Source organism: Actinomadura rugatobispora (assembly GCF_055379765.1).
In genome coordinates, this window is sequence record NZ_AP029191.1 from 6,286,452 (window position 1) to 6,310,604 (window position 24,153).

The 24,153-nt window shown below is 74.8% G+C and carries 21 protein-coding genes; 10 read left to right on the forward strand and 11 right to left on the reverse strand.

Translation table 11 applies throughout. The features are described 5' to 3' along the window. Window positions 1-20 precede the first annotated feature (20 nt). A complete protein-coding gene (locus tag ACZ466_RS28225; RefSeq protein ID WP_378290183.1) occupies window positions 21-920 on the forward strand; it encodes a hypothetical protein in 900 nt (299 codons plus the stop codon). Window positions 921-933: 13 nt separating this feature from the next. Here the strand turns inward: ACZ466_RS28225 and ACZ466_RS28230 are convergent, their stop codons facing one another. Together ACZ466_RS28230 and ispD are read right to left on the reverse strand one after the other, a co-directional pair. After that, window positions 934-1,737: a glycerophosphodiester phosphodiesterase gene (locus tag ACZ466_RS28230; RefSeq protein ID WP_378290181.1), complete on the reverse strand. Its 804-nt coding sequence runs from the start codon at window positions 1,735-1,737 to the stop codon at window positions 934-936. Continuing rightward, window positions 1,734-2,459, reverse strand: coding sequence for a 2-C-methyl-D-erythritol 4-phosphate cytidylyltransferase (gene ispD / locus ACZ466_RS28235; protein WP_378290179.1), 726 nt, complete (start codon window positions 2,457-2,459; stop codon window positions 1,734-1,736). The genes ACZ466_RS28230 and ispD overlap by 4 nt, the downstream gene beginning before the upstream one ends. 148 nt (window positions 2,460-2,607) lie before the next feature. On the opposite strand from ispD, the gene ACZ466_RS28240 reads away from it, so the two are divergent. From ACZ466_RS28240 to ACZ466_RS28265, 6 genes are all read left to right on the forward strand, one after another. Beyond that, a complete protein-coding gene (locus tag ACZ466_RS28240; RefSeq protein WP_378290177.1) occupies window positions 2,608-4,134 on the forward strand; it encodes a CDP-alcohol phosphatidyltransferase family protein in 1,527 nt (508 codons plus the stop codon). Then, complete coding sequence (locus tag ACZ466_RS28245) at window positions 4,131-4,826, forward strand: DUF5941 domain-containing protein (RefSeq protein ID WP_378290175.1); 696 nt, start codon at window positions 4,131-4,133, stop codon at window positions 4,824-4,826. Before ACZ466_RS28240 ends, ACZ466_RS28245 begins: the two co-directional genes overlap by 4 nt. Then, window positions 4,823-5,554, forward strand: coding sequence for a phosphocholine cytidylyltransferase family protein (locus tag ACZ466_RS28250; protein ID WP_378290173.1), 732 nt, complete (start codon window positions 4,823-4,825; stop codon window positions 5,552-5,554). Before ACZ466_RS28245 ends, ACZ466_RS28250 begins: the two co-directional genes overlap by 4 nt. Before the next feature lie 111 nt (window positions 5,555-5,665). Next, window positions 5,666-6,721 carry an iron-containing alcohol dehydrogenase family protein gene (locus tag ACZ466_RS28255; RefSeq protein WP_378290199.1) on the forward strand — a complete coding sequence of 352 codons (1,056 nt, stop codon included), beginning with the start codon at window positions 5,666-5,668 and terminating at the stop codon, window positions 6,719-6,721. Between the two features lie 19 nt (window positions 6,722-6,740). Beyond that, window positions 6,741-7,571 carry a CDP-alcohol phosphatidyltransferase family protein gene (locus ACZ466_RS28260; protein WP_378290197.1) on the forward strand — a complete coding sequence of 277 codons (831 nt, stop codon included), beginning with the start codon at window positions 6,741-6,743 and terminating at the stop codon, window positions 7,569-7,571. Then, window positions 7,572-8,453 (forward strand): glycosyltransferase family 2 protein, encoded by an 882-nt coding sequence (locus ACZ466_RS28265; protein WP_378290171.1) that lies wholly within the window; start codon window positions 7,572-7,574, stop codon window positions 8,451-8,453. 10 nt (window positions 8,454-8,463) lie between these two features. On the opposite strand, the gene ACZ466_RS28270 is transcribed toward ACZ466_RS28265, so the two are convergent. The 6 genes from ACZ466_RS28270 to ACZ466_RS28295 form a co-directional block, all read right to left on the reverse strand. Further along, window positions 8,464-10,938, reverse strand: coding sequence for a HelD family protein (locus ACZ466_RS28270; protein ID WP_378290169.1), 2,475 nt, complete (start codon window positions 10,936-10,938; stop codon window positions 8,464-8,466). Between the two features lie 161 nt (window positions 10,939-11,099). Next, complete coding sequence (locus ACZ466_RS28275) at window positions 11,100-11,876, reverse strand: SDR family NAD(P)-dependent oxidoreductase (RefSeq protein ID WP_378290167.1); 777 nt, start codon at window positions 11,874-11,876, stop codon at window positions 11,100-11,102. Beyond that, window positions 11,873-12,637, reverse strand: coding sequence for an acetoacetate decarboxylase family protein (locus ACZ466_RS28280; protein WP_378290165.1), 765 nt, complete (start codon window positions 12,635-12,637; stop codon window positions 11,873-11,875). Before ACZ466_RS28280 ends, ACZ466_RS28275 begins: the two co-directional genes overlap by 4 nt. Before the next feature lie 32 nt (window positions 12,638-12,669). Continuing rightward, on the reverse strand, window positions 12,670-13,224 hold the full coding sequence (locus tag ACZ466_RS28285; protein WP_378290163.1) for an SRPBCC family protein: 555 nt from the start codon (window positions 13,222-13,224) through the stop codon (window positions 12,670-12,672). Between the two features lie 74 nt (window positions 13,225-13,298). Continuing rightward, window positions 13,299-14,990 carry a serine/threonine-protein kinase gene (locus tag ACZ466_RS28290; protein ID WP_378290161.1) on the reverse strand — a complete coding sequence of 564 codons (1,692 nt, stop codon included), beginning with the start codon at window positions 14,988-14,990 and terminating at the stop codon, window positions 13,299-13,301. Between the two features lie 105 nt (window positions 14,991-15,095). Next, window positions 15,096-15,701, reverse strand: coding sequence for an HD domain-containing protein (locus tag ACZ466_RS28295; RefSeq protein WP_378290159.1), 606 nt, complete (start codon window positions 15,699-15,701; stop codon window positions 15,096-15,098). Window positions 15,702-16,518: 817 nt separating this feature from the next. Between ACZ466_RS28295 and ACZ466_RS28300 the strand changes: the two genes are divergently transcribed. Next, window positions 16,519-17,922: a hypothetical protein gene (locus tag ACZ466_RS28300; protein ID WP_464041719.1), complete on the forward strand. Its 1,404-nt coding sequence runs from the start codon at window positions 16,519-16,521 to the stop codon at window positions 17,920-17,922. A gap of 37 nt (window positions 17,923-17,959) precedes the next feature. On the opposite strand, the gene ACZ466_RS28305 is transcribed toward ACZ466_RS28300, so the two are convergent. From ACZ466_RS28305 to ACZ466_RS28315, 3 genes are all read right to left on the reverse strand, one after another. Next, a complete protein-coding gene (locus ACZ466_RS28305) occupies window positions 17,960-19,132 on the reverse strand; it encodes a glycosyltransferase family 4 protein (protein ID WP_378290155.1) in 1,173 nt (390 codons plus the stop codon). Between the two features lie 215 nt (window positions 19,133-19,347). Then, window positions 19,348-20,613: a nucleotide sugar dehydrogenase gene (locus ACZ466_RS28310; protein ID WP_464041720.1), complete on the reverse strand. Its 1,266-nt coding sequence runs from the start codon at window positions 20,611-20,613 to the stop codon at window positions 19,348-19,350. A gap of 129 nt (window positions 20,614-20,742) precedes the next feature. Then, complete coding sequence (locus ACZ466_RS28315; protein ID WP_378293538.1) at window positions 20,743-22,266, reverse strand: glycosyltransferase family 4 protein; 1,524 nt, start codon at window positions 22,264-22,266, stop codon at window positions 20,743-20,745. Window positions 22,267-22,290: 24 nt separating this feature from the next. Here ACZ466_RS28315 and wecB point away from each other — a divergent pair, with 24 nt between their 5' ends. Together wecB and ACZ466_RS28325 are read left to right on the forward strand one after the other, a co-directional pair. Beyond that, window positions 22,291-23,391, forward strand: coding sequence for a non-hydrolyzing UDP-N-acetylglucosamine 2-epimerase (wecB, locus tag ACZ466_RS28320; RefSeq protein ID WP_464041721.1), 1,101 nt, complete (start codon window positions 22,291-22,293; stop codon window positions 23,389-23,391). Further along, window positions 23,384-24,124: a hypothetical protein gene (locus ACZ466_RS28325; protein WP_378293029.1), complete on the forward strand. Its 741-nt coding sequence runs from the start codon at window positions 23,384-23,386 to the stop codon at window positions 24,122-24,124. The genes wecB and ACZ466_RS28325 overlap by 8 nt, the downstream gene beginning before the upstream one ends. Window positions 24,125-24,153: the final 29 nt, after the last annotated feature.

Sequence of the window (24,153 nt, forward strand, 5' to 3'; positions counted from 1 at the left end):
GGCGTGCCGAGGAGGTGCCCATGTCCAGCGGCGCACGCCACGGGCTCGGTGCGGTGATCGGGTTGGTCGTCACCCCGCTGATCGCCCTGAGCCTGATGTACGCGACCCACCGGGCCGGGCTCTACACCCGGAACTTCATGGACCCGCCCTGGTCCGACCGGCTGATCTCGACGGGGCTGTTCCTGTTCGCCGCGCTGCTGCTGGGCCTGGTGATGGGCTCCAGGCTGTCGCCGCTGGCCTCGCTGATCCCCGGCCTGGCGTTCGCGAGCATCGGCCTGCTGTGGATGGCCGCCCCGATCTTCAGCGCGCAGCACACGCTCGGCGTGCTGCCACGCGAATTCGACCGCGCCTACATGGTGCTCGCCCCGTACGGCGTGCTGCTGGTGCTCGGCGCGGCGCTGCTCGTGGCGTCGCTGCCGCCCTCGCGCTGGCGGGGTGCGCGCGCGCCGTCCAGGCCGTCCAGGCACGGTGCCCCGGGCGCGCCGATGGGGCCCGGCCTTCCTCCGCCGCAGGGAGCGGTGCCTGGCGGGGCCGTGGGTGCGGTGCCGGGCGGGGCCGTCGGGGCGGTGCCCGGCGGTGCCGTGGGTGCGGTGCCGGGCGGTGCCGTGGGTGCGGTACCTGGCGGGGCTGTCGGGGCGGTGCCCGGTGGGGCCGTCGGGGCGGTGCCGGGCGGGGCTGCGGGGGCGGTGCCGCAGCCGCAGCCGTACGGCCCGCCGCAGGGCGCGGTGCCGTTCGCGCCGCCTGGCGGCCAGGCGCCGCCCGCGGGCCCTCCGGCTTCGCGTCCGCCGTCGGGAGCGGTGCCGTTCGGCTCCGACGACGAGCGTCCCGAGCCCCAGCGCGGCTCCGGCGGGCAGCAGCCCGGCGAGTGGACGCAGATGTACGGCGGCGACGACCTCCGCGGCGGCCAGGACAAGCGCTGACGGATCGCCCCGGCTAGACCCCGGCTTCGGCCTCGGCCCCTGGGACGGCGTCCGTCCCGGGGGCCTCGCCGAGCACGCGGACGACCCCGGGCACGTCGTTGACCACCAGCGCGTCGAAGCCCGCCGTGGCGTAGTCGGCGACCCCCTCGGCGGGCGGGCACCAGGCCAGGATCTCCAACCCGGCCTTGTGGGCCACGTCCACGCAATGCTCCAGCGGACGCAGCCGCGTGTCGGGACGGTCGAACCCGCACGAGGCCGTGTGCACGCCCACCGCCTGCAGGCCGAGGCCCGCGGCGGCCGGAATGCCGTGCCACAGCGGGAACCGGTGCCAGGTCAGCAGCCCCAGCGGCACCCCCCGCAGGTTGTCGCGCAGGTGCGCCAGCAGCGACGGGTCGAACGAGGTGACCAGCAGCGGGCGGCGCCGCGCCTCCCGCTCCAGCACCGGCAGCAGCAGCGCGCCGGTGCGCCGGGACGGCTCGTCGACCGCGTCCTCCAGGATCGTCTTGACGTCCACGTCCACCGGAACCTCCGGCGGCAGCGCGTCGAACACCTCGGCCAGCAGCGGCAGCCCGGTGGCCTCGGCCGTGGTGTCGACCAGGAACGCGCCCTCGGCGGTCGTCGGGTCGTGCCGCAGCACCAGCGCGTCGTCGGCGGTGCGGGTGACGTCGATCTCGATCCAGGACGCCCCCGCCGACAGCGCCGCCAGCAGCGAGGGGACGGTGTTCTCCGCCACGGTGCCGGTGCCGCCGGGCGCGGCGAGGTCGCCCGAGCCCAGTCCGCGGTGCCCGATGACGGCGGGCCGGTTCTCGAAGATCACGTGGCCTCCGGGGGGTCGGTGGCGGCGGGCGTCCGGGCCAGATGCTCGGCCAGGACGATGTCGAGGGGGTGGGTGACCTTGAGGTTGCGCTCGCTGCCCTCCACCACCCTGATCGGCACGTCCGGCAGGTACCGGTGCACGATGCCGCAGTCGTCGGTCGCGCGCAGCTCCGGATCGGCCAGCGCCAGCGCGTAGGCGGCGCGGACCGTGCCGAGCCGGAACCCCTGCGGCGTCTGGAACCGGCACAGCGACGCGCGCGGCGGCATGCCCGCGACCAGGCCGTCCTCGTCGACCGCCACGATCGTGTCGGACGAGGGCACGCCCACCGCGACGGCGTCGTACCCCTCCAGCGCGTCCAGCACACGGCCGATCACCGCGGCGTCCACGAACGGCCGTGCGGCGTCGTGGAACAGCACCCGGGCCGTGTCCGGGTGCCCCTCCAGCGCCCGCAGCGCCGCGACGGTCGAGGCGGTGCGGGTGTCGCCGCCCTCGACGACCCCGCCGACCTTGCCGAAGGGGGCGGCCAGCGCGGCGGCGGTGCGCAGGTGCCCGGCGGCCATCACCACCAGGACCGTGTCGACGCCGGGATGGGCGTCGAACGCCGCGATCGCGTGCGCCAGGATCGGCCGCCCGCCGACCTCGATGAGCTGCTTGGGCGCCGGCGCGCCGACACGCTGGCCGATCCCGCCCGCCAGCACCACCGCGATGGTCTGCTCCGCCATGATCCCCATCTCGTCGCGTAGGGTGATGAGATCGCTACGCTGGGCAGTCGTCCCTGCTCCCCGCCGTGTGCGGTCCGGGGGGAGACCTGTCGATCACTGTCCGGAAAATCCTTCGTGTCCTATCTTCTTTCCGCGGTCGGAGGCGCCGATGACCATCGCGTTGATCATCGCGACCGGGCGCGTCCGCGGGCGGCCCGATCCGGGTCCCGCGGCCGCCCTGCCGTACCGGATCCGGCCGGGCGAACCGGCCGATCCGCCGACGCTGCTGGCGCGGCTGTGCGACCGGCTGGCCACGCTCAACGTACCGGACGTGCGGGTGATCGGTCGTCCCCGCGGAGCCTCCGCGCTGCGCGCGGACGGGCATTTCGTCACCGAGTGCGCGGACCCGGCCGCCGATCTCCGGGAGATCGCCCGGACGGCCCGGCTGGCCGAGGAGCCGGTCGTGGTGCTGCCCGCCGACCTGGTCGCCGACGACGCCCTGCTGGAACGGCTGCTGTACGGCTCGGGCGGGCCGGTCGTGGCGGTGACCGTCCCGGCCGCGCGGGCGGGCGCGCACGGGACCGCCGGGGTACGGGTGTCCAGGGGCCGGATCGTCGCCGTGGACACCGGGGCCGGCGCCTTCACCGGCCCCGACGCCTGGACGGGCTCCGCCGCGCGGGTCAACGCCGCGTCCCCCGGGATGCTCCGCTTCGACCCGTCCCGGGCGGCGGAGGTGGCGGACGTCGCGGAGGGCCTGGCCGGCCGCGACCCGAGCCTGACCGGCGCGGGCGCGGACGGTACGCTCCGCGGCGACGCGCTCGTCGCCCTCCTCGCCGGGCTGGTCAGGGCCGGGACGCACGTCGCCGACCGCCCGGCCCGCGGCCTGGTCTGCCGCCGCGCCGCCGACCCGGCCGCGGTCGCCGAGGCGCGCGCGGAGCTGGACTACGCCGACGGCGAGGGCGCCCGGCTGGCGGCGTCGGTCAAGCGCGACGACGGCTTCTTCGCCACGTTCGCGGTCAGCGCGTACTCGCCGTACATCGTCCGCTGGGTCGCCGCCCGGGGCATCACGCCCGACGCGGTCACGGCCGCGTCCGTCGCGCTGGCGCTGCTGGCGGCGCTGTGGTTCTCCGGCGGCACCCGCGCCGGGATGGTCACGGGCGCGGTGCTGCTGTACCTCGCGTTCGTCCTCGACTGCGTGGACGGGCAGCTCGCCCGCTACACCGGCCGGTTCTCCGCGCTGGGCGCCTGGCTGGACGCGGTGTCCGACCGGGTCAAGGAGTACGCGGTGTACGCGGGCCTGGCGATCGGGTCCACGGCCGCGGCGGCGGGCACGTCCGCGCACGGCGGGGACGTGTGGGCGCTGGCGATGGCCGCGCTGATCCTGCAGACCGTCCGGCACATGATCGACTTCTCGTACCAGGCCCATACCGGCGCGGACGGCGCGGACGGGGACGGCACGGTGGCGCGCTGGTCCGCCCGGACGAGCGGCGTCCGCCCCCTGCACTGGGCCAAGAAGATCCTGGTCCTGCCGATCGGGGAGCGCTTCGCCCTGATCGCCCTCACCGCCGCCTTCACCGACGCCCGCGTGACCTTCCTCGCCCTCCTGATCTGGGGAGGCGTGGCGACCGCCTACACCCTGGCCGGACGAGTCCTGAGGACCATGACAGCGACCATGACGGCGGGAGGCACCCCATGAACGTGGTCACGCGGGAGCCCGTTCCCGTCCCTGTGCCGAGGGCGGGGGCCGTGCGGAACGCGCTGCCGCTGTACCGGGACGACGGGCCGATCTGCCTGGGGCTCGGCGCGCTGGTGCGCGGGCAGCTGCCGCCGCTGCCCGGGGCGCTGGTCGCGCTCGCCGCCGGCGCCCTGCTGCTGGCCGCCGGGATCGGGGAGGAGCGCACCACCGCGCTGTTCGCGCCCGTCGTGGCGCTGCTGCTGACCGGACCGGCCGCCGGACATCCCCATCACGGGAGGTTCGACTGGCTTGTCCCTCCCGCGATCCGCGCGATCGAGTATGGTTACCTCGCCGCACTGGGGTTCGCACAGGGCGTGGCCGCACCGCTGGTCTACGTGCTGATCGCGGTCCTGGCGTACCACCACTACGACATCGTGTACCGCACCCGCCAGGGGTTCCGGCCGCCGGACCGGCTCTTCCGCGCCGGGCTGGGCTGGGACGGCCGGATGCTGATCGTGGCCCTCGCGGGCCTCACCGGTCTTCTCCCGTTCGCGTACGCTGCACTCGCCGTCTACCTTGGCGTGTTGTTCGTGACCGAGAGCGCCGCCACGTGGGTGCGTGTCGGGCATGCCGGCGGGCGCGCCGGTGCGCACGGTGCCGGTGCCGGTCGCGGCGACGGCGTTATCGGCGACCTGGAGGACGAGAAAGCATGATCGGCATGGTGCTGGCGGCGGGCGCGGGCCGGAGGCTGCGGCCCTACACCGACACTCTCCCCAAGGCGCTGGTCCCCGTCGACGGCGAGACCACCATCCTGGACATCGCGCTCGGCAACCTCGCCGAGGTCGGGCTGACCGACGTGGTGATCGTGGTCGGCTACCGCGCGGAGGCCGTCGAGGAGCGCAAGGCGGGCCTGGAGGAGCGCTACGGCGTCTCCCTCACCCTCGTCCACAACGACAAGGCCGAGGAGTGGAACAACGCCTACTCCATGTGGCTGGCTCGGGAGCACTTCTCCAAGGGCGTCCTCATGGTCAACGGCGACACGGTGCACCCGGTCGGGGTGGAGAAGACACTATTGTCCAACCGCGGCCCGGACATCCTGCTGGCGGTGGACAACGTGAAAACACTCGCCGACGAGGAGATGAAGGTGACCCTGGACGCCGGGGGGCGGCTCCAGCGGATCACCAAGCTGATGGACCCGGCCACGGCGTACGGGGAGTACATCGGCGCCACCCTGATCGAGCCCGCCGCGGCCGAGCCGCTGGCCGACGCCCTGAAGACCACCTGGGAAGGGGACCCCGACCTCTACTACGAGGACGGGTACCAGGAGCTGGTCAACCGGGGCGGCGCCATCGCCGTGGCCCCGATCGGCGAGGTCGAGTGGGTCGAGGTCGACAACCACGACGACCTGGAGAAGGCCCGCCGGATCGCCAAGGGCTACTGATCCCGAAGGCCCGGTGAGCCGTACGGCGGCGGGCCGGGCCTCCCCCGACGACCGGACGTCCCGACCGACGATCCGAGCGAGGAAGTCTCCCCTATGCCCTTGCTGACGCGGATGCTGACCGCCCCGCTGTCCATCGATGTCCGGCGCGGGGCGGTCGCCGCCCTGGGCGATCTGCTGGCCGACCGGCGGATCGCCACCGAGGGGCGGGTGGCCATCGCCGTCGGCCCCGGCCAGGGCGACCAGATCGCCGAGCATGTGCGGCCCTCCCTGGACGCCTGCGAGGTGTTCCAGGTCGAGGGCGGCACCGTCGACGCCGCGGTCAGCCTCGGCGCCAAGCTGCGCGCCGGATCGTACGAGGCGGTGGTCGGCATCGGCGGCGGCCGCACCATCGACGCCACCAAGTACGCCGCGACGCTGGCCGGCATCCCGATGGTGTCGGTCGCCACCAACCTGTCCCACGACGGCATCTGCTCTCCGGTCGCCTCCCTCACCCACGACAAGGGCAAGGGGTCGTTCGGGGTGGTGATGCCGCTGGCGATGGTCGTCGACCTCGACTACGTGCGGGCCGCGCCCGAGCGGCTGGTGCGGGCCGGGGTCGGCGACGTGGTGAGCAACTTCTCGGCGGTGGACGACTGGCTGCTGGCCGCCGACGAGTGCGGCGAGCCGGTCGACCGGATGGCGCTGACGGTGGCCCGCACGGCCGCCGAGGCGCTGCTGCACCAGCCCGAGTCGATCGAGTCCGACCGGTTCCTGACCGTGCTGGCCGAGGGGCTGGTGCTGTCGGGGATGGCGATGGCGTTCGCGGGCTCGTCCCGGCCGTCCAGCGGCGGCGACCACGAGATCCTGCACGCGATCGACCAGCTGTTCCCGGGCACCGCCAACCACGGTGAGCTGGCCGGGATCGGCGCCGCGTTCTGCTACCACCTGCGCGCGACCCGGCTGGGGGCGGGCGCGGAACGGCTGGCCGAGGTGACGGCGTGCCTGCGGCGGCACGGGCTGCCGGTGCTGCCGGGTGATGTGGGGCTGACCGCCGAGCAGTTCGCGGAGGCCGTGCGGTATGCCCCGCAGACCAGGCCCGGCCGCTATACGATCTTGGAGCATCTCGGCCTGGACCAGGGCGCGATCCTCAAGGCGGTGGAAGAGTATGTCGAAGCCCATGGCGACTGAGCTCCCCGAGATGCCCGAGATGCCCGGTCCGGGGGACGACCAGCGGCCGTCCCGGCGCACCGCGAGCGTCGCCGACGTGCGGCGGTGGGGGCAGCCGCCCGGCCTGAAGGACCGGCGCAACGAGGAGCACTGGGCGGGCCGCCTCTACATGCGCGACCTGTCGCCGTACTTCGCCTGGCTGGCGATGCGGCTGGGCTTCAGCCCCAACCAGCTCACGTACATGATGATGGCGTGCGGCGTGGCCGCCGGCGTGGTGGTGTCGCTGCCCGCCGCCGGGACGGGCGCGCTGTGGACGGCGCTGGGCGGCGCCGTGCTGATCCAGGTGTACCTGCTGCTGGACTGCGTGGACGGCGAGGTCGCCCGCTACCTGCGGCAGACGTCGGTCGCCGGGGTGTTCCTCGACCGCATCGGCCACTACCTGTCCGAGGTGTCGCTGCTGATCGGGCTGGGGTTCGCCGCGCAGGGCGGCTGGACCAGCGGCGGCTACACCGAGCTGGGCCTGGTCGCGGCGCTGGGCGCGGCACTGATCAAGGCGGAGACCGACAACGTGGTGGTGGCACGGGCCAAGTCCGGGCTGACCGCCGACCCGTCCGGCGGCGACCGGGCGCTGCGGCCCCGCTCCACCGGGATCGCGCTGGCCCGGCAGGCCGCGTCCATGCTGCGCTTCCACCGCATCATCGGCGCGGTGGAGCTGTCGCTGCTGATCCTGGCGGCCGCGGCGATCGACGTGGTCCTCGGTACGGAGACGCCCGCGGCGATCCGGGTCCTGACGGTCGCGGTCGCGGCCGTGGCGGTCGTGCAGACGCTGCTCCACCTGGTGAGCATCCTCGCCTCCCGGAGGCTCAAGTAGATGAAACTCTCGGTCGTGGTGCTCACGATGGGCAACCGCCCGGAGGAGCTGGCCCGCGCCGTCCGCAGCGCGCTGGAGCAGGAGCACGTCGAGGTCGAGGTCGTGCTCGTCGGCAACGGCGTCGACCCGGTCGGCGAGCAGGGCGGTGAGGCGCCGTTCGACGACGAGCGGGTCAAGACGCTGCAGCTGCCGAAGAACGTCGGGATCCCGGCGGGGCGCAACCGGGGCGTGGAGGCGTCCTGCGGCGATGTGATCCTGTTCCTGGACGACGACGGCTGGTACCGCTCCACCCGCCTCGGAACCTACCTGCGCGACCGGTTCGCCGCCGACCCGGGGCTGGGCGTGATCTCGTTCCGGGTCCGCGACCCCGAGGGCGGGCGCGGCGAGCGGCGGCACGTGCCGCGGCTGCGGGCGGGCGACCCGGAGCGGTCGTCGGAGGTCACCACGTTCCTCGGCGGCGCCTGCGCGATCCGCCGGGCCGCGTTCGACGCCGGCGGCGGCCTCCCGGAGGACTTCTTCTACGCCCACGAGGAGACCGACCTGGCCTGGCAGGTCCTCAACGCGGGCTACCGGATCGTGTACGACTCGTCCGCCGTGATGTTCCACCCGGCGGTGCTGCCCACGCGGCACGACATGTTCTACCGCTACAACGCCCGCAACCGGGTGTGGCTGGCCCGCCGCAACCTGCCGTGGACGATCGGGCTCACCTACCTGGCCGTGTGGGTGGCGATGACGCTGCTGCGGGAGCGCAGGCCGAGCGCGCTCAAGCCGTGGTTCAAGGGGTTCGCGGAGGGGTGGCGCAAGCCCGCGGGCCCGCGCCGCCCGATCTCCTGGCGGACGGCCTGGCGGATGACCCGCACCGGCCGCCCCCCGATCATCTAGGGGCCCCGGGTCAGGCGCCCGTGAGGGTGTCGTACCAGGTGGGGTCGGCGGTGAGGACGGTCAGGTGCTGGGTGGCCCGGGACACGGCCACGTACAGGACGCGCAGCCCGCGCGGCGACTGGGTCGCCACCGTCTCGGGCGCCACGATCACCGCGGCGTCGAACTCCAGGCCCTTGGCCTCCAGGACGTCGAGGATCTGGACGCGCTCGGGGAGCCCGGCGGCGCGCAGGTCGCCGATCGCGGGGTCGCCGGTCGGGAGGATGAGCCCGATCGTGCCCTCCACCCGCTCCAGCAGCTCCTCGACGGCGTCGCGGGCGGCGGCCGGGTGCCCGGGCCGCGGCAGCACCCGCACCACCGGGTCGATGCCCGACTCGCGGACGGCGCGGGCCGGATGGGCGCCGGGCAGCGCCAGCTCCAGCACCCGGGTCGCCACGGCGGCGATCTCGGTGGAGTTGCGGTAGTTGGTGGTGAGCTCGTACTCGTAGCGGGCGCGGCGCGGGGACGGCTTGCGGCGGCGCGCCCGGGAGCGCCCGCCGCGTGACCGGCCGCGGCCGCCGGAGGAGGACGCGGGGTCCTCGGCGCCGAGCGCGACGTCCATCGCCGTGCGGGCGGCGTCGAGGTCCTCCCAGGCGCTCTGCGCCGGGTCCTCGACGACCGTCCAGCTGGCCTGGCGGCCCCGGCGGCCCAGCATCCGCCACTGCATGGGGGACAGGTCCTGGGCCTCGTCGACCACGATGTGGGCGTACTCGGGGCGCTCCTCGACCACGCCGTCGTCGACCCGGCGGGATCGCTCCAGGCGCTCGATGGAGGTGGTGAGCTCCTGCATCTCCGGCGTCCAGTCGTCGTCGGCGACGTCCTCGCCGGTGAGGATGTTGACGCCGTCCACGACGAACGGGTCGTCCTCGGCCGGTGCCGGGCGGCGGCGGGACGGGCGCGGCGGGGAGCCCAGCAGCGCGTCGAGCTCGTCGAGCAGCGCGATGTCCTGGTAGCTGAGCACCGGGCCGGGGCCGCGGCCGTCGCCGGCGGTCTCCTCGGGGGCGAGGGCGCCGGCCCAGGCGCCGGCCAGCAGCCGGACCTCGCTCCGGTCGAGGTCGCGCCCGGCGGCGCGGCGGAGCCGCTCCGGGTCGCCGAGAGCGCGCAGCACCTCCAGCGGGCGGCGCAGCGGCCACCAGGCGACCAGGAAGTCGGTGAAGGCGCGCTGCTCGCGGACCCGGGCCAGGAACTGCGTGCGCATGGTGTCGCCGCCGCCGTTGGAGGACGCGGCGCCGCCGGCCGGGACCGGCGCCTCCGGCTCGTCGATGGCGGCCAGCCCGTCGGCCGCGAGCAGCGCGTTCCAGACGCTGAGATCGCCCTCGGCGGCGGTCGCCGCCGCCTCCGGTCCGCCCAGCGCGCGGAAGGCGTCCCACAGTGCGTCCAGCAGGGCCTCGGCGGCGCGGCCCCGGGCGGCGTTGACGCTGCCGCGGCTGCGCCGGTGCACCTCGTTGCGGATCTTGTCGAGCCGGGCGCGGTCGAGCCGGACGACCACGCCCTTGTAGACCACGCGCAGCTCGTCGGGCGCCCCCGGGGCGTGGTCGGTGACGGCGCGGCGAAGGATCCGCCCCATCGCCTCCGCGCCCTTGAGCCGGGCCAGTTCGGGGGAGTCGTGCACGGTGCCCGTGACGCCGTCCACCAGGTCGCCCAGGGACCGGAGCGTCGCCGAGCCCTCGCCCAGCGACGGCAGGACCCGCTCGATGTAGGCGGTGAAGCGGCGGTTGGGCCCGACCACCAGCACGCCGCGCGACCCGAACCGGCGGCGGTGCCGGAACAGCAGGTAGGCGACCCGGTGCAGCGCCACCGCGGTCTTGCCGGTGCCGGGTGCGCCGCGGACCAGGACGGTGCCGTCGGCGGGGGCGCGGATCACCTCGTCCTGCTCGCGCTGGATCGTGGCCACGATGTCGCGCATCGCGCCCTCGCGGGTGCGCGCCAGCGAGGCCAGGAACGCGCCGTCGCCGACCACCGTGAGGTCCTCGCCGGCGGACGGGTCGAGCAGGTCGTCCTCCAGGTCGACCACGGTGTGCCCGCGCGAGTGCAGCACCCGGCGGCGGATCACGCCGCGCGGGTCCTCCGGGGTCGCGCGGTAGAAGTCCTCGGCGGCCGGGGCGCGCCAGTCGATCACCAGGGAGTCGTGGTCGGGCGTGCGGACGCCGATCCGGCCGACGTAGCGGACCTCGCCGCCGGCGGCCAGATCGAGGCGGCCGAACACCAGGCCGTCGTCGGCCACGTCCAGGGCCTTGGCGCGCATCGCCGCCTGGTGGACCATCGCGTCCCGGTCCACCAGCGACGCCTTGGTGCCGGCCAGCGACTGCCGGTAGCCCTCGCGGATCATGGCCTGGGCCTCGGCGCGCATCTCCTCCAGCCGCGCGTACGCCACGTCGACGTGGCGCTGCTCGGCGGCGATCTCGCGGTCCTTGACCGTGGCCGGCCGACCCTTCACCTGGGACGACATGCAGGCTGCTCCCTACCGTCCGTGGACTCCCCGTGCGGGTGCCCCTTCACCCGCCCGGGCGAAAGAGACAGCTTATTCGGTCCGCGTACGGTTACCCGAAATCGCGGGTCCGACCCGTCCCGGGCGGGGCCGGGGGCGGTCAGGGCCCGGCCGCCCCCGGCTCAGGACGGGGCGGTGACCCGGCTCAGGACGCGGTCCATCAGGCCCGGCGCGTACCGCTGGGCCAGGACGGTCGCCCTGGTCAGCGGGTCCGGGAAGACGTAGAGGCCGCCGTCGCGCCGGAGCGAGCGGTCGACCGCGTCCAGGACGGTCCGCGGCGGCATGCCCTTCATGTTGCCGGTGGCGGCGGGGTCGGCCGCGGCCGCCTCCCGGAAGCCGGGGGTGTCCACCTGGCGCGGGCACACCACCCGGATGCGCACGCCGCTGCCGGCGTGCTCGCGCCGGACGGTCTCGGCGTAGGCGTTGACCGCGGCCTTGGCCGCCGCGTACGCCGACGACCCGGCCACCGGCACCCAGGAGGCCAGCGAGGAGAACAGGATCAGCTCGCCCCGGCCGCGCTCCAGCATGCCGGGCAGCGTGGCGCGGACGACGTTGACGGTGCCGAGGTAGCCGATCCGCAGGACCCGCTCGACCTCGTCCAGCGGCTGCTCCAGGGCCGGGACGAGCGGGCCGATCGCGGCGGCGTGCACGACCCGGTGCGGCGCCCCGGTCTCGGCCACCACGGTCGCGACGGCCGCGGCGTCGGCGACGTCGCAGGCGCGGACGTGGGTGTTGGGCGAGCGCAGCGCGGTGCGGGCCAGGCCCTTCTCGTCGAGGTCGGTGGCGACGACGTCCCATCCGGCGGCGGCGAGCCGCTGGGCGGCCAGCGCGCCCAGCCCGCTCGCGGCCCCGGTGACCAGCGCGGTCCGGCGCGGCCCGGTGATCTCCTCGGAGCTCACGGCCCGACCTCCTCGGCCTCGGCGAAGCTCATCGTCAGGTGCGCGACCGTGCTGGTGCTGAGCGGGCGGGCGCGGTGCAGCCCGATCTCCCGCAGCTCGTCGGCGACCGGGTGGTCGCCGAGCGTCACGCGGGCGCCGCCGGGACGCACCCGCACGCCCGACGCCCGCAGCGTCCACGGCGTGCGGCGGGTCGTGCCGTCCAGGCAGGAGTACGCGCTGACCTCGGGCGCGGCACGTCCGGCGGGCACCGGCAGGCCCGGCTTGACGGCCACCTCGATCGCGCTGCGCCCGCCGAACCGGACGGCGCACCGCTTGATCCGCCCGGACAGGTCCATGGGGATCTCCGCGAGCTCCTTGGGAAAGCCCCAGATGGACCGGCCCGCCTCCAGGGTGAACTCCTGGTTGACCGGCAGCCAGTGGATGAACGCGCCGACGTCGCGAAGGCCGCGGAGGCCGTTGAGGTCCGTCAGGCCGCCCGGCGCGCTCTCGTGCGGTCCTTCGCGCGGCGGGCGCACCAGGAAGGCGACGGCGAACTCGTGGTACGGGCCGAGATCGCCGTCGGCGTAGCGGATGAACGCCAGCGAGCAGACCGCCCGTCCCGGGAACGGCTCGACCACCTCGAGACCGGAGTAGGCGATCACGGCCTGTGCCGGGGCGGCGGGCACGGCGAACATGGCCGAGGCCACGGCGGCGTCCCGGATCCGCACCGGCATGGCGACCCGCTCGCCCTGGATCACATGCGCCTGGGTCCCTGTCGTCACATCCCTAAGTAGAACAGGTTCTTATTTTGCTGTCACGCCCCGGGGTCCGCCGGGCCCTCCCGGTCCCCCTCGACGGCCGTCCGCACGCGCTCCAGCGTGGCCCGCATGCCCTGCCGGTTGAGCTCGGCGCGGCGCTCGGCGGGCACCCCGGTGAACACCCGCCCCAGCAGCGAGACGAAGCGGGCGCCGCGCTCGTCGCGGCGCAGGTCGCGCCAGTACTCGGTGAGGCGGGTCGAGCCGTCGCCGATGTCCTCCACGCGGTAGCCCCACAGCGCGACCGGCACCCGGAAGCTCGAGACCCGGAAGGCGAAGTTCTCGGCCGGGACGGCGGCGGTCACGCGCGCGTCGGTGAACCACACCCGCCAGCCGATCCGGTTGAAACCGGTGAACGTGGTGCCGGGCCCGAAGCCCGGCGCCCCCGGCCCGGAGGCGCCGTCGGCGGCGACCGGGCGGCGCCGGCGGATCCAGACCGCGAACAGCTCCGGGCTCCAGCGGGTCATCCGGCGCGGGTCGGCCACCGCCGCGTACACGGCCTCGGGCCGCGCCCGCACGACGACGCTCTCCTCGGCCACCCATTCGCGTTCCATGCCGGAATCCTGCCGCATGACCGTTGGGTCACAACAGGGCCGGGATCACAGGGACACGATCACGGGGACCACGATCACAGGGACAGGCGGACGCCCTTGCTGGAACCGCTCGCGTGCAGCTCCAGCGCGCGCGGGACGAACCCAGGCGGCACGTCGTACAGCAGCACCCCCGTGAACGAGTCGGCGCTCTGCAGGGACTGGACGCTCACCTTCGTCTTCGGCCCCGGCGTCCCCCGGAACAGCATGACCGCGCCGTGCTCGTTCTCCGAGGCGTCCAGCAGCCGCTGGCTCGCGGGGTCCAGCACCTGGGCGGAGACGCTCGTGTTGGTCACGGTGAACCGGACCTGGCACAGCTTGCCGTCCCGGGCCGTGACGCCCTTCACCTTGACGCCGCACTCCGGCGCCTTCGCCTCGAACGACAGGTCGCCGTCCTTGGCGGGCCTGCCGAACTCCGCCGTGACCGGCTCGTTCCTGTCCTGGTAGTAGGCCAGGCCGCCGATCGCCGCCGCGGCCAGGACCAGGAACGTGACCGCGCGCCGCACCCAGAGGTTGATCCGGACGCGCCGGAGGACCTTCGGGTCGACCGGCGGCGCGGGCGGGGGCGGCGGCAGCGGCTCGGACGGGGGCGTCCACAGCGGCAGGTCCTCCAGACGCCAGTTGGCGTCGACGGAGTGACTGGCCGCCGCAAGGATGTCGAACGGTGGCGGGTCCGCGTCCTGCCCGCCCGGACCTTCCGGACCTTCCGGCCAGCCCGGTCCACCTGCGCCGCCCGCGCCGCCGGGGCCGCCGGAGCTGCGGGGGCCGATGGGGCCGACGGAGACGGCGCCCACGCGTCCCGTCCCTGGCCGCGCTCCCGCGGGGTCCGCGCCTCCCGCGGGCCCGCCGCCCGGCTGCGCGGCGGCCGGTGAGCCGCCCACCAGGGCCAGCAGGAGCTGCTGGGCCGTGGGCCGCATCACCGGCTCGGGCGCCAGCGCCCTGGAGACCAGCGTCCGCAGCGGGTCGGCGAGGTCGCCGAGGTCGTACAGGTGCTGCTGCGCCCGGTAGGCCATCACCAGCGGGTCGCCGGCCGAACGCTCATCGGCGCCGCCGAACGGGTGCCGCCCCGTTCCCGCGAACGCCACCAGGCAGCCCCACGCGAACACGTCCCCGGCGGGGGAGACCTCGCCCGTCCGCACCTGCTCCGGCGAGATCCAGCCGGGCGACCCGACGACGGAACCGGAACGGGTGTGCCCCGACCGCTCCCCGACGCCCCGCGCGATCCCGAAGTCGATCACCCGGGGACCCGAGATGGACAGCACCACGTTCGCCGGCTTGAGGTCGCGGTGCACCAGCCCCACCGAGTGGATGGCCGTCAGCGCCGCCGCCACGCCCACCGCGACGCCGTGCAGGGTGCCGGACGGCAGCGCCCCGTGCCGCCTGATGTGCTCGGAGAGCGGGGCGCCCTCGACGTACTCGGTGACCAGGTAGGGACGGCCGCCGTCCTCGCCGTGGTCGAGCACCGCGGCCGTGCAGAAGGAGGCGACCTGCCGGGCGTGCCGCACCTCGTCGTGGAAGCGGGCCAGGTAGGTCTCGTCGGCGGCCAGCTCGGGCCGGATCACCTTGATCGCGACCTGCCGTCCGTCCCGGTCCGTCCCGAGGTACACGGCGCCCATGCCGCCCTGCCCGAGCATCCCCAGCAGCGGGTACGGGCCGATGGCGGCGGGATCTCCGGTGCCGAGGGGGCGCGTCCCCGCCGGGAGCCCCTCGCCTTGCCTGTCTTCCTGCACTGGGCGTGTCCCTCCGGCCCCCGGCGGCCGCCCCGTCCGCGCCCGTCTCCTCCGGTATCGAGGGGCTCAAAGTATCGGATGCCGACGGAATCGGGCGCCCGGCCGTCAGCGGAGGTGGGCGAAGCGCTCCCGCCAGGCGGCGTACCACGACGCGAACCACGGGTGCCCCTCGGCGAGCGGGAGGACGTAGGTGATCGTCTCGGCGTAGTAGCGGCGCTGGAAGTCGGGCGGCATCTGGTCCAGGCGCTGGACGTTGCTCACCCGGTCGGCCAGCTTCACCGCGACCGCCTCGGGCGGGGCGTCCCGCAGCCGCCGCAGGTACGCCGCCTTGGCCGCGCGCTTGGCCTGCCGTCCCATGCCGTCCGTGGGAGGCTTGGTGACCCAGTCCACCAGCTCGGCCACCCGGGGGCCGAACTCCTCCTCCACCTCCGCGACCGTCGCGCCGGTGTCCTCGACGGTGTCGTGCAGCAGCAGCGCCGACAGCACCTCGGGGTCGGTCTCGCCCGCCCCGCGTACCATCGCCTCCAGCGCCTCCACCAGGTGCTCCATGTAGGGGACGCCGGTGGGCCGCTTCTGGTCGCCGTGCCAGCGCAGGGCCGCGGCGGCGGCCCGGTCCAGCCGCTCCAGCGCGGGCGGATCGAGGGTCCCGTCCGACTCCAGGGCGGCGCGCGCCTCGGGCCAGGTCCGCCAGGTGATGAAGATGTCGTCCACGGGATGCTCCGTTCTGGTCCGGCCGTGTCGCGCGGGCGCCCGGCACAGGGCATGGTGGGAGTCGTTCGCTGAGCAAGGTACGGGATGGAACGGGAGGGAGGCGGCCGGGACGTGGTGGGCGGCAGACGGCCGCCCCGGGAGGGAACCGGGGCGTCCGGCAGGGGACGGCTGGCGCTGGGAGTGCTCTCCGGCGTGCTGGTCGTCACCGTCGTCGCCGTGATGGCCGGCCGTTTCGTGCTGCAGGCCGAATGGTGGCAGGTCCGGCACAGCGTCACCGCCGCGCCGGTCGCGCCGCAGGCCGCGCTCGGCCCGCCGCCCGGCCCGCTGGCGGTCAGCTGGCAGCGGTCGGCGCAGGTGCGGCGCGGCACGCTCGCCGGGCACGGCAGCGTCGCCCACGAGCTCGCGCAGGGCCAGGTCGTGACCGCCTCGGGCCGCGGCCTTGAGGTCCGCGACGCCCGCACCGGCACCGAGCGCTGGAGCTACCGCCGCACCGGCTGGACGCTGCTCGGCTGGTCGACCACCCGGTCCCGGCTGGTCGGCTACTTCGAGCGCACCGGCCACCGCGGCGAGCGGCAGACGGTGGGCTTCGACGCTCTGTCGGGCGGAGTGATGTGGCGCCGGGCCGGCGCCGAGCGGCCCGCCGCGGCGACCCGCACGACGCTGCGCTGGCCCGGCGGGTCCGGCGTGGTGCTGACCACCGACGAGGAGCGCCGGACCCTGTACGGCCGCTCCGCCGACGACGGCGGCAAGCGGTGGACGCGGGAGCTGCCCCCCCGGATGCCGCCTGTTCGAGGACGCCTCGCACGCCTCCGACGGCGTGGAGGAGCTGTCCGTCCTCGCCCTCGACTGCGAGGGCCGCAGCCGGCTGGTGGCGGTCGAGCCGTCCGGCGGCCGGGTCCGCTGGATCCGCTCGCTCGGCTCCCAGGAGTCGCCCGAGGTGCGGGTGCTCGACGGCGCGACGCTCGCGTTCGACGGCACCGCGCTGCGCGCCTACGACGAGGACGGCGCCCAGATCGGGGTCTGGAACGGCGACGAGGTCTGCGGCGACGCCATGTGCCCGGCCGTGGTCGTGCGGGGCCGGCTGATCGTGGCGTACCGGCCCGGCGGCGGCCGCGAGGAGCGCCGCCGGCACGCGGACCGGAACCGGGGCGCGGACGCGGGCCCGGCCGGGAGCGCCGGAGCCGGGCGCGACCGGGGGCGGCTGGAGTCGGTCGAGGTCTCCTCCGGCCGCTCGCAGTGGACCCGCGACGTCCCCGGATACGCCGCCGTCGCCGAGGCGGGCGGGCGCGTCTACGCGCTGCGGCCCAGGCTCGACGAGCGGCTGCTGCCCGCCGGGGTCGACGTCCTGGACCCCGCCGACGGCACCGCGACGACCGTGCCGGCGCCGTTCGCGATGGACCCGGCGCTGAGCGGGGCGCGGCCGTGGCTGGCGGCGGCCGGGGGCCTGCTGTACGCGGCCGTCCCGGAGGCGGCGCCCAGGCCGACCGGCTCGGCCCGGCTGGTGGCGCTGCGCGGCGGCTTCGCCGGTCCGGGCCCCGCCGAGCTGGGCGGGGTCGCCGAGGCCGACTGGCCGGACGCGTGCGGCCTGCTGAAGGCCCCCGACCTGGCCGACGCCCATCTGGACGGCGAGTACACGACCAAGCCGGGACGCGCCGGATTCGGCGACGTCCGGCTGCCGCGCCCGGTGACCTGCACGTACGAGATCGAGGGCGCGGACCTGATCGAGCAGCCCGGCCCGGCCGACCCGGACGAGCGGGACCGCGACCTGCCCGGGGACACCGTCCCGTCCGCGTCCCCGGGGTCGCCCGTCCCGTCGGCGAGCGGATCGCCCGGGACCGGGGGGCCGGTGCCGTCCGAGCGGGGGCGGCCGGGCGACTCCGGCTCGGCGAAGCCGCGGACGTCGGCGAGCCCCCGGCGCACGGCGAGCCCGGACGGGCGGGAGACGGGGTGGGGCAAGCGCGGCCTGACGGTGACGGTGAAGTGGGTGGCGCCCAGCGCCCCGACCGCGTCCGCGCTGCTCCAGACGCTGCAGGCCACCCAGTCGCAGACGCGCCGCCGCACCGACATCGGCGGCGACGAGGCGTACGAGATCGGCCCGACGGCCGGGACGATCGCGCTGCGGGTCGACCGCTACATCGTGATGGTCGACGCCACGCAGCCGCCGGGCGCGGCGACCCGGCTGGCCCGCGCCATCGCCGGCCGCCTGCCGCACACGCGCTAGACCCCGGACCGAGGTCTCAGTACGTGGGACCGAGGTCTCAGTACGTGCCCTCGGCGGCGGCGCGGTCGATCAGCGGGTCGTCCATCAGGGGTTCGCCCACCCGCGGCTCGTCGATCCGCACCGCCGAGCGGCCCGCCCAGGCCTCCAGCTGCGCCACGAACCGCGCGGCGTGCACCGGCCAGTGGTAGTGCGCCAGGGCCGTCTTGTAGCCGTTCCGGGCCAGGTCGTTGCGGAGCTCAGCGTCGGCGCGCAGCTTGCGCACCGCGTCCGCCGCCGCGGCCGGGTCGCCGAACGGCACCACCAGCCCGCTCTCGGCCGGCTCCACGATCTGCACCGCGGGCGGGTTGGGCGTGGTGATCACCGGGATCCCGCGGGCCATGTACTCCACGACCTTGGTGGGCATCGAGTGCCGGTAGTTCGGCTCGTCGTGCAGCAGCGCCAGGCCCGCCGTGGCGCCCTCGGTGATCCGCAGCGCCCGGTCGTTGGGCACGAACCCGTACCAGCGCAGCACCCCCTCGCGCTGCGCCTCGCGCAGCGCGACCCGGACCGGGGCGTCGGCGGCGCCGATCAGCTCCACCATGACGCCCTCGGGCGCCAGCAGCCGAGCCATCTCGATCATGTCCAGGGCGCCGCGGGCGATCGACAGGTGCCCGACGTAGACGATCCGGTTGTCGTCCGGCAGGCGCGGGGGCTCCTCGGAGACGTAGGTGGTGTTGGGCACCACCGGGTGCTCCAGGCGGAACCGCTCGCGGTAGCCCTCCTCGGCGAGCAGCAGCCGGTGCCGCCGCTCGGTGCGCGACTCCAGCCGCCGCACCAGCGGCCGCAGCACCGGCCGCGCCGGGCCGGGCACCCAGCCCTTGGCGGTGAGCGCGGCGGCGGTGTCCTCGTGCACGTCCCACACGACCGTGCGGCGCCGCACCGAGCGGGGCAGCCCGACCAGCAGTTCGGGATCGTGCAGCAGCACCACGTCCGCGTACGCGGAGTGCTCGACCAGCACCCGGTGCGCGGCGCGCAGCGCGCGCAGCCGCCGCCGGCCCGTGGCCCGGGGCACGTCCACCGGGCTGATCTCCCGCCAAGGGGTCACATTGCACGCGCGGAAAGGCGCGATGTAAGTGACCTCATGGCCCGCGTCGAGCAATGACCGGATCTGCCGGTGCAGAATCCGGGCATCCTCGGGGTGGTGCACGACCGTGCAAACGCAGACCCGCATTCCACTCACTCCGGATGGGTGCCGAAAATCTCCCGAGCTGGATTCTGTGCGCGCTGTGGAAATTGCAGATGAATCCCGCCTGTCCGGACGGTGCACGGCGCCGGTCGGCGTCACTCTGGGGGGACGACCCCCCAGACCCCCCGGCAACGGCTCAGCCGACATTCCTCGCTCCGCTGCGGATGTCGGCTGACCGGGATCGCGTGTCGCGGGTCGCGTCACAGGAGTTCGACGGTCTCGCCCCGGGACGCCCTCGTCCGCCCCCTGGTGTCGAACAGCAGCCGCGAGTGCCGCGCCAGCGTCTCGGCGTCGTACGCCGAGTGGTCGGCCAGCACGATGACCAGGTCGGCGGCTTCGAGTGCGGCGGGCAGGTCGGTGCCTGCGGTGGGGATGGGGGTGTCGTCGACGTGCCAGGTGGTGACGTAGGGGTCGTGGTAGGTGAGGTGGGCGCCCAGGCGGGTGAGGCGGCGGGCGATGGGGCGGGCGGGGGATTCGCGTTGGTCGGCGATGTCGGCTTTGTAGGTGACGCCGAGGAGGAGGACGTTGGCGTCTTTGAGGGCGCGGCCTTGGTTGTTGAGGAGTTGCTGGGCGCGCTCCACGATGTAGCGGGGCATGCGGTCGTTGATCTCTTGGGCGAGTTCGACGAAGCGGAAGGGGTAGCCCAGGGAGCGGACCTTGTAGGAGAGGTAGTTGGGGTCGATGGGGATGCAGTGGCCGCCGACGCCGGGTCCGGGGCGGAAGGCTTGGAATCCGAAGGGTTTGGTGGCGGCGCAGTCGATGGCGTCCCACAGGTCGATGCCGAGTTCGTGGCAGAAGACGGCCATCTCGTTGACCAGGGCGATGTTGACGTGGCGGTAGGTGTTCTCCAGGAGTTTGGCCATCTCCGCCTCGCGGGTGCCTTTGGCCTGGACGACCTGGTCGACGAATTTGCCGTAGAGGGCGGCGGCGGCGGTGGCGCAGGCCTCGGTGAGGCCGCCGACGATCTTGGGGGTGTTGGCGACGCCGTAGACGGGGTTGCCGGGGTCGATGCGCTCGGGTGAGAAGGCCAGGTGGAAGTCGGTGCCGGCCTTGAGGCCGGAGCCTTCTTCCAGGAGGGGGCGCAGGACTTCGTCGGTGGTGCCGGGGTAGGTGGTCGATTCCAGGACGACCAGGGTGCCGGGTCGCAGGTGGGCGGCGATGGTGGTGGCGGCGCCGCGCACGGCGGCCAGGTCGGGGCCGCCCTCCTCCGACAGTGGGGTGGGGACGCAGATGACGATGGAGCGGGCGTCGTCCAGGACCGCCTCGTCCAGGGTGGGGGTGAAGCCCGCGGTGAGCATGTCGCTCACCTGGGCGTCGTCCACGTCGTCGATGTGCGAGCGCCCGGCTTTCAGCCCGTCGACGACGCGGGGGTCGCGGTCCAGGCCGCCCACCCGCAGTCCGGCCTGGGCGGCCTCCCGTACCAGCGGCAGCCCGACGTAACCGAGCCCGATGACCACCAGATCCACCCGGTGGCTCCCTTCACGAGTATCACGACGCCTTGAGCGGCACCGTGCTTCAGGATGTCGATGCGGCGCCGTACCCGGGACGCGGCCTTGCCTCAGGCCCCTCGCGCAGGCCGCCGAGCGGGCGTCCCGCTAGCGGTAGGCGTCCCGGTAACGGGCGGCGACGGCCCGCCAGGTGCGTTCCGCCCTGACCCATTCCCGCGCCGCCTGTCCGATTTTCCGGCACCTGTCGGGAGCGTAAATCAGCTCGGCCAGGGAATTCGCCCAAGCTTCCGCATCTTCGGGAAGTGTTAACGTCCCGGTCACGCCCGGTTCGACGATTTCGCGCAGAGCATTGACATCACTTGCTATTACTGGGATTCCTCCTGCCATCGCCTCGATCGGCTTGAGGGGCGTCACCAATTGGCAGACCCGGTCCGCCCGCCGGGGCACCGCGAACACATCGAGGAGCGCGTGGTACTGACGAACCGACCGCATCGGCACCCGCCCGGTGAACACGACCCTGGCGTCGTGCCCGCCGGCCGTGCCGGCGCGGGCCTCGCCGGCGCCCGCGCGGCGGTCGTCCACCGGCAGCCCGTGCCCGGCGGCGCGCCGCATCAGCGCGCCCAGCTCGGGACCGTCGCCGACCAGCAGCAACGTGACCGGGCTGCCCGCCGCGCGCAGCCGGGCGGCGGCGTCGATCAGCGTGTCGATCCCCTCGTAGCCGTAGAACGAGGAGGTCAGCCCGACCACGGGCGTCCCCTCCTGCAGGCCCAGCTCGGCGCGCAGCCCGGCGGCGTCCGGCAGCGGTTCCAGGAAGGCGTCCTCCACCGCGTTCGGCACGGTCATGATCTTGGACGGGTCGACGCCGCGTCCCGCGATCTCCGCGCGCATCGCCTCGCCCAGCGTGACCACCGCGTCCGCCTCGGACATCCGGCGGGTCTCCAGCTCACGGGTCAGCCGGTAGAAGTCGTCGCTCTCCCGGTGCGCGGGATCGCGGGACAGCCAGGAGTCCTCCAGGAAGCCGCGGACCTCGTACACCACCGGAAGCCCGTGACGGCGGCCCAGTTCCAGCGCCACCGCCGCGTTCAGGTGGTTGCTCACCGCGTGCAGCGCGCGCGGCCGCACCTCCTTGACCAGCCGCCCCGCCAGGTCGGCGCTCTTGGCGATGTCGCGCACCGGGTTCCGGGCGGGCAGCCAGGGCAGCAGCCGGTGGTAGGGGACGCCGTCCACCTCCACCCGCGCCCGCGAGTCGCCCAGGCCCTGGCTGAGCGGGTAACCGAGCCGGGTCACCACCTCCGGCGCGTACCCCAGCTCCCGCAGCGCCAGCGCGATCCGATGCGTTCGCACCGTGTACCCCGCGTTCGTCAGCGGCAGCGCGTTGGTCACGAACTGCAGAACGGGAGCACCGCCCCGGCCGCTGTGCTCGGCCGCCGTTCGGCCTGCGGAGGGCTTCTCGGGACGGGCGGCGGCGGCGAGCAGGGCTTTGAGGTCTCCGGACTCGCGGGCGGGGTCGCGGGGGCGGGGGACCGCCAGGGGGGAGTTGCGCAGTTTCGCCCCCGGGCGGCCGGGGACGGCGCGGGCGAGCAGGCGTACGGCCAGGCGGGGAGCGCGGCCCGGGTCGTCGCGGAGCTGCCGCCAGGTCAGTCCCAGCAGGTAGACGGTTCTTTTGAGCACGGCGGGCGAGCGTAGGCAACCCCGATGAACAGAAGGGAAATTGTGTTGGCGTCCATCGTGCACGTTCTGGGAGCACGTCCGAACTTCGTGAAGGCGGCTCCGGTCATCGAGGCGCTGCGGGCCGGAGGGGTCGGGCAGGCGGTCGTCCACACCGGCCAGCACTACGACGAGCGGATGTCGGAGATCTTCTTCCGCGAGCTGGGGCTGCCCGAGCCGGACGTGAACCTCGGCGTGGGGTCGGGCAGTCATGCCGCGCAGACGGCCGCACTCATGACCGGGCTTGAGCAGGAGTTCACGAGTCGTTCACCCGCGCTCGTCATCGTGTACGGCGACGTGAACTCGACGATCGCCGCCGCGCTGGTCGCGGCCAAGCTGCACATCCCGGTCGCGCATGTGGAGGCCGGGCTGCGCAGCTTCGACATGACCATGCCCGAGGAGGTCAACCGGCGCCTGACCGACCAGCTGTCGGACCTGTGCCTGGTCACCAGCCCCGAGGCGATCGGCCACCTGGCCGCCGAGGGCATCGGCGTCCAGCGGTCGCACTTCGTGGGCAACCCGATGATCGACACCCTGCTGAAGAACCTGGACGCCTTCGACACCGCCAAGGTCCGCGCCGAGCACGCCCTGCCCGGCCGGTACGTGCTGGCCACCCTGCACCGCCCCGCCAACGTCGACTCCCCCGAGACGGCAGCGGCGCTGGTCGAGCACCTGCACGGGGTCGCCGACCTGGCCGAGGTCGTCATCCCGGTGCACCCCCGCGGCCGCGCCACCCTGCTGGCCGCCGGCCTGGACGACCACCCCGGCGTGCACGTCCTGGAGCCCCTGGGCTACATCGACTTCATCGCCGCGGTCCGGGGCGCGGCCGCGGTCGTGACCGACTCGGGCGGGCTCCAGGAGGAGACCACCATCCTGGGCGTGCCGTGCCTGACGGTTCGGCCCAACACCGAGCGGCCGATCACCATCACCCACGGCACCAACCGCCTCGTCACCTTCGAGGACCTGGTCCCCCAGACCCGCAAGGCCCTGGACGCGGGACACGCCGCCACCAGCCGCAAGCCGCCGCTGTGGGACGGCCACGCCGGACCGCGCATCGCAGAAGTAGTCATGGAGTTCCTTGGTGACTGATCCGACCAACGGAGGGCAGGGCGCCGCCCAGCCCAGCGCCGCAGCGGCCGCTAAGGCCAACCGTCAGGCGGCCCGGCTGCGGGCGGCGCTGCGCGAGCGCGAGGGCCGCGTCCAGGAGCTGGAGCGCCGCATCATCGCGCTGGAGACCTCGACCACCGTCCAGTTCGGGCGGCTGGTCGCGGGCGCGGCGCGCAACCCGCGGCGGCGCGGCGTGAAGCTGCCCCGCGAGCTGTACCGGCTGTGGAAGAAGCGCAACATCCCGTCGGTCGCGCCGACCGTGCGGGAGAGCGACCGGCTCCAGCTCGACCACGTCGACCGGCCCGAGGACCGGCTGCTGGTCTCGCAGCCGTACGAGGGCCTGGTCATCGCCGGGGTGCTGGGCCGCGAGGCCGCCGCCGACCTGGGCGGGCAGGCCAAGGTGGTCGCGCTCTACCCGCACGACGCCGCGATCGCGCTCGACACCGCCGACGTCGACCTGCTGGTCGTGGACGCGGCGGCGGGGGAGCCCGGCGGCCCGTGGGCCTACCTCGGCGTCCCCGGCATGTACGACCGCGACCGCGCGCTGGACGAGGTGCGCAGGCTCGCCCGGGAGCGCGGCGTGCCGCTCGTCCTGTGGGGCGAGACTCCGCCGCCGACCCTGGCCGCCCTCGGCTGGGACGTCCGGGCCACCGCGTTCGCCCAGCTCGCCGAGGCCGCGGCGCCGGCCGCCGCGAGCCCGGCCCCGGCCCCCTGACCGTCACGACCGACCGGCGCGACTCGCCG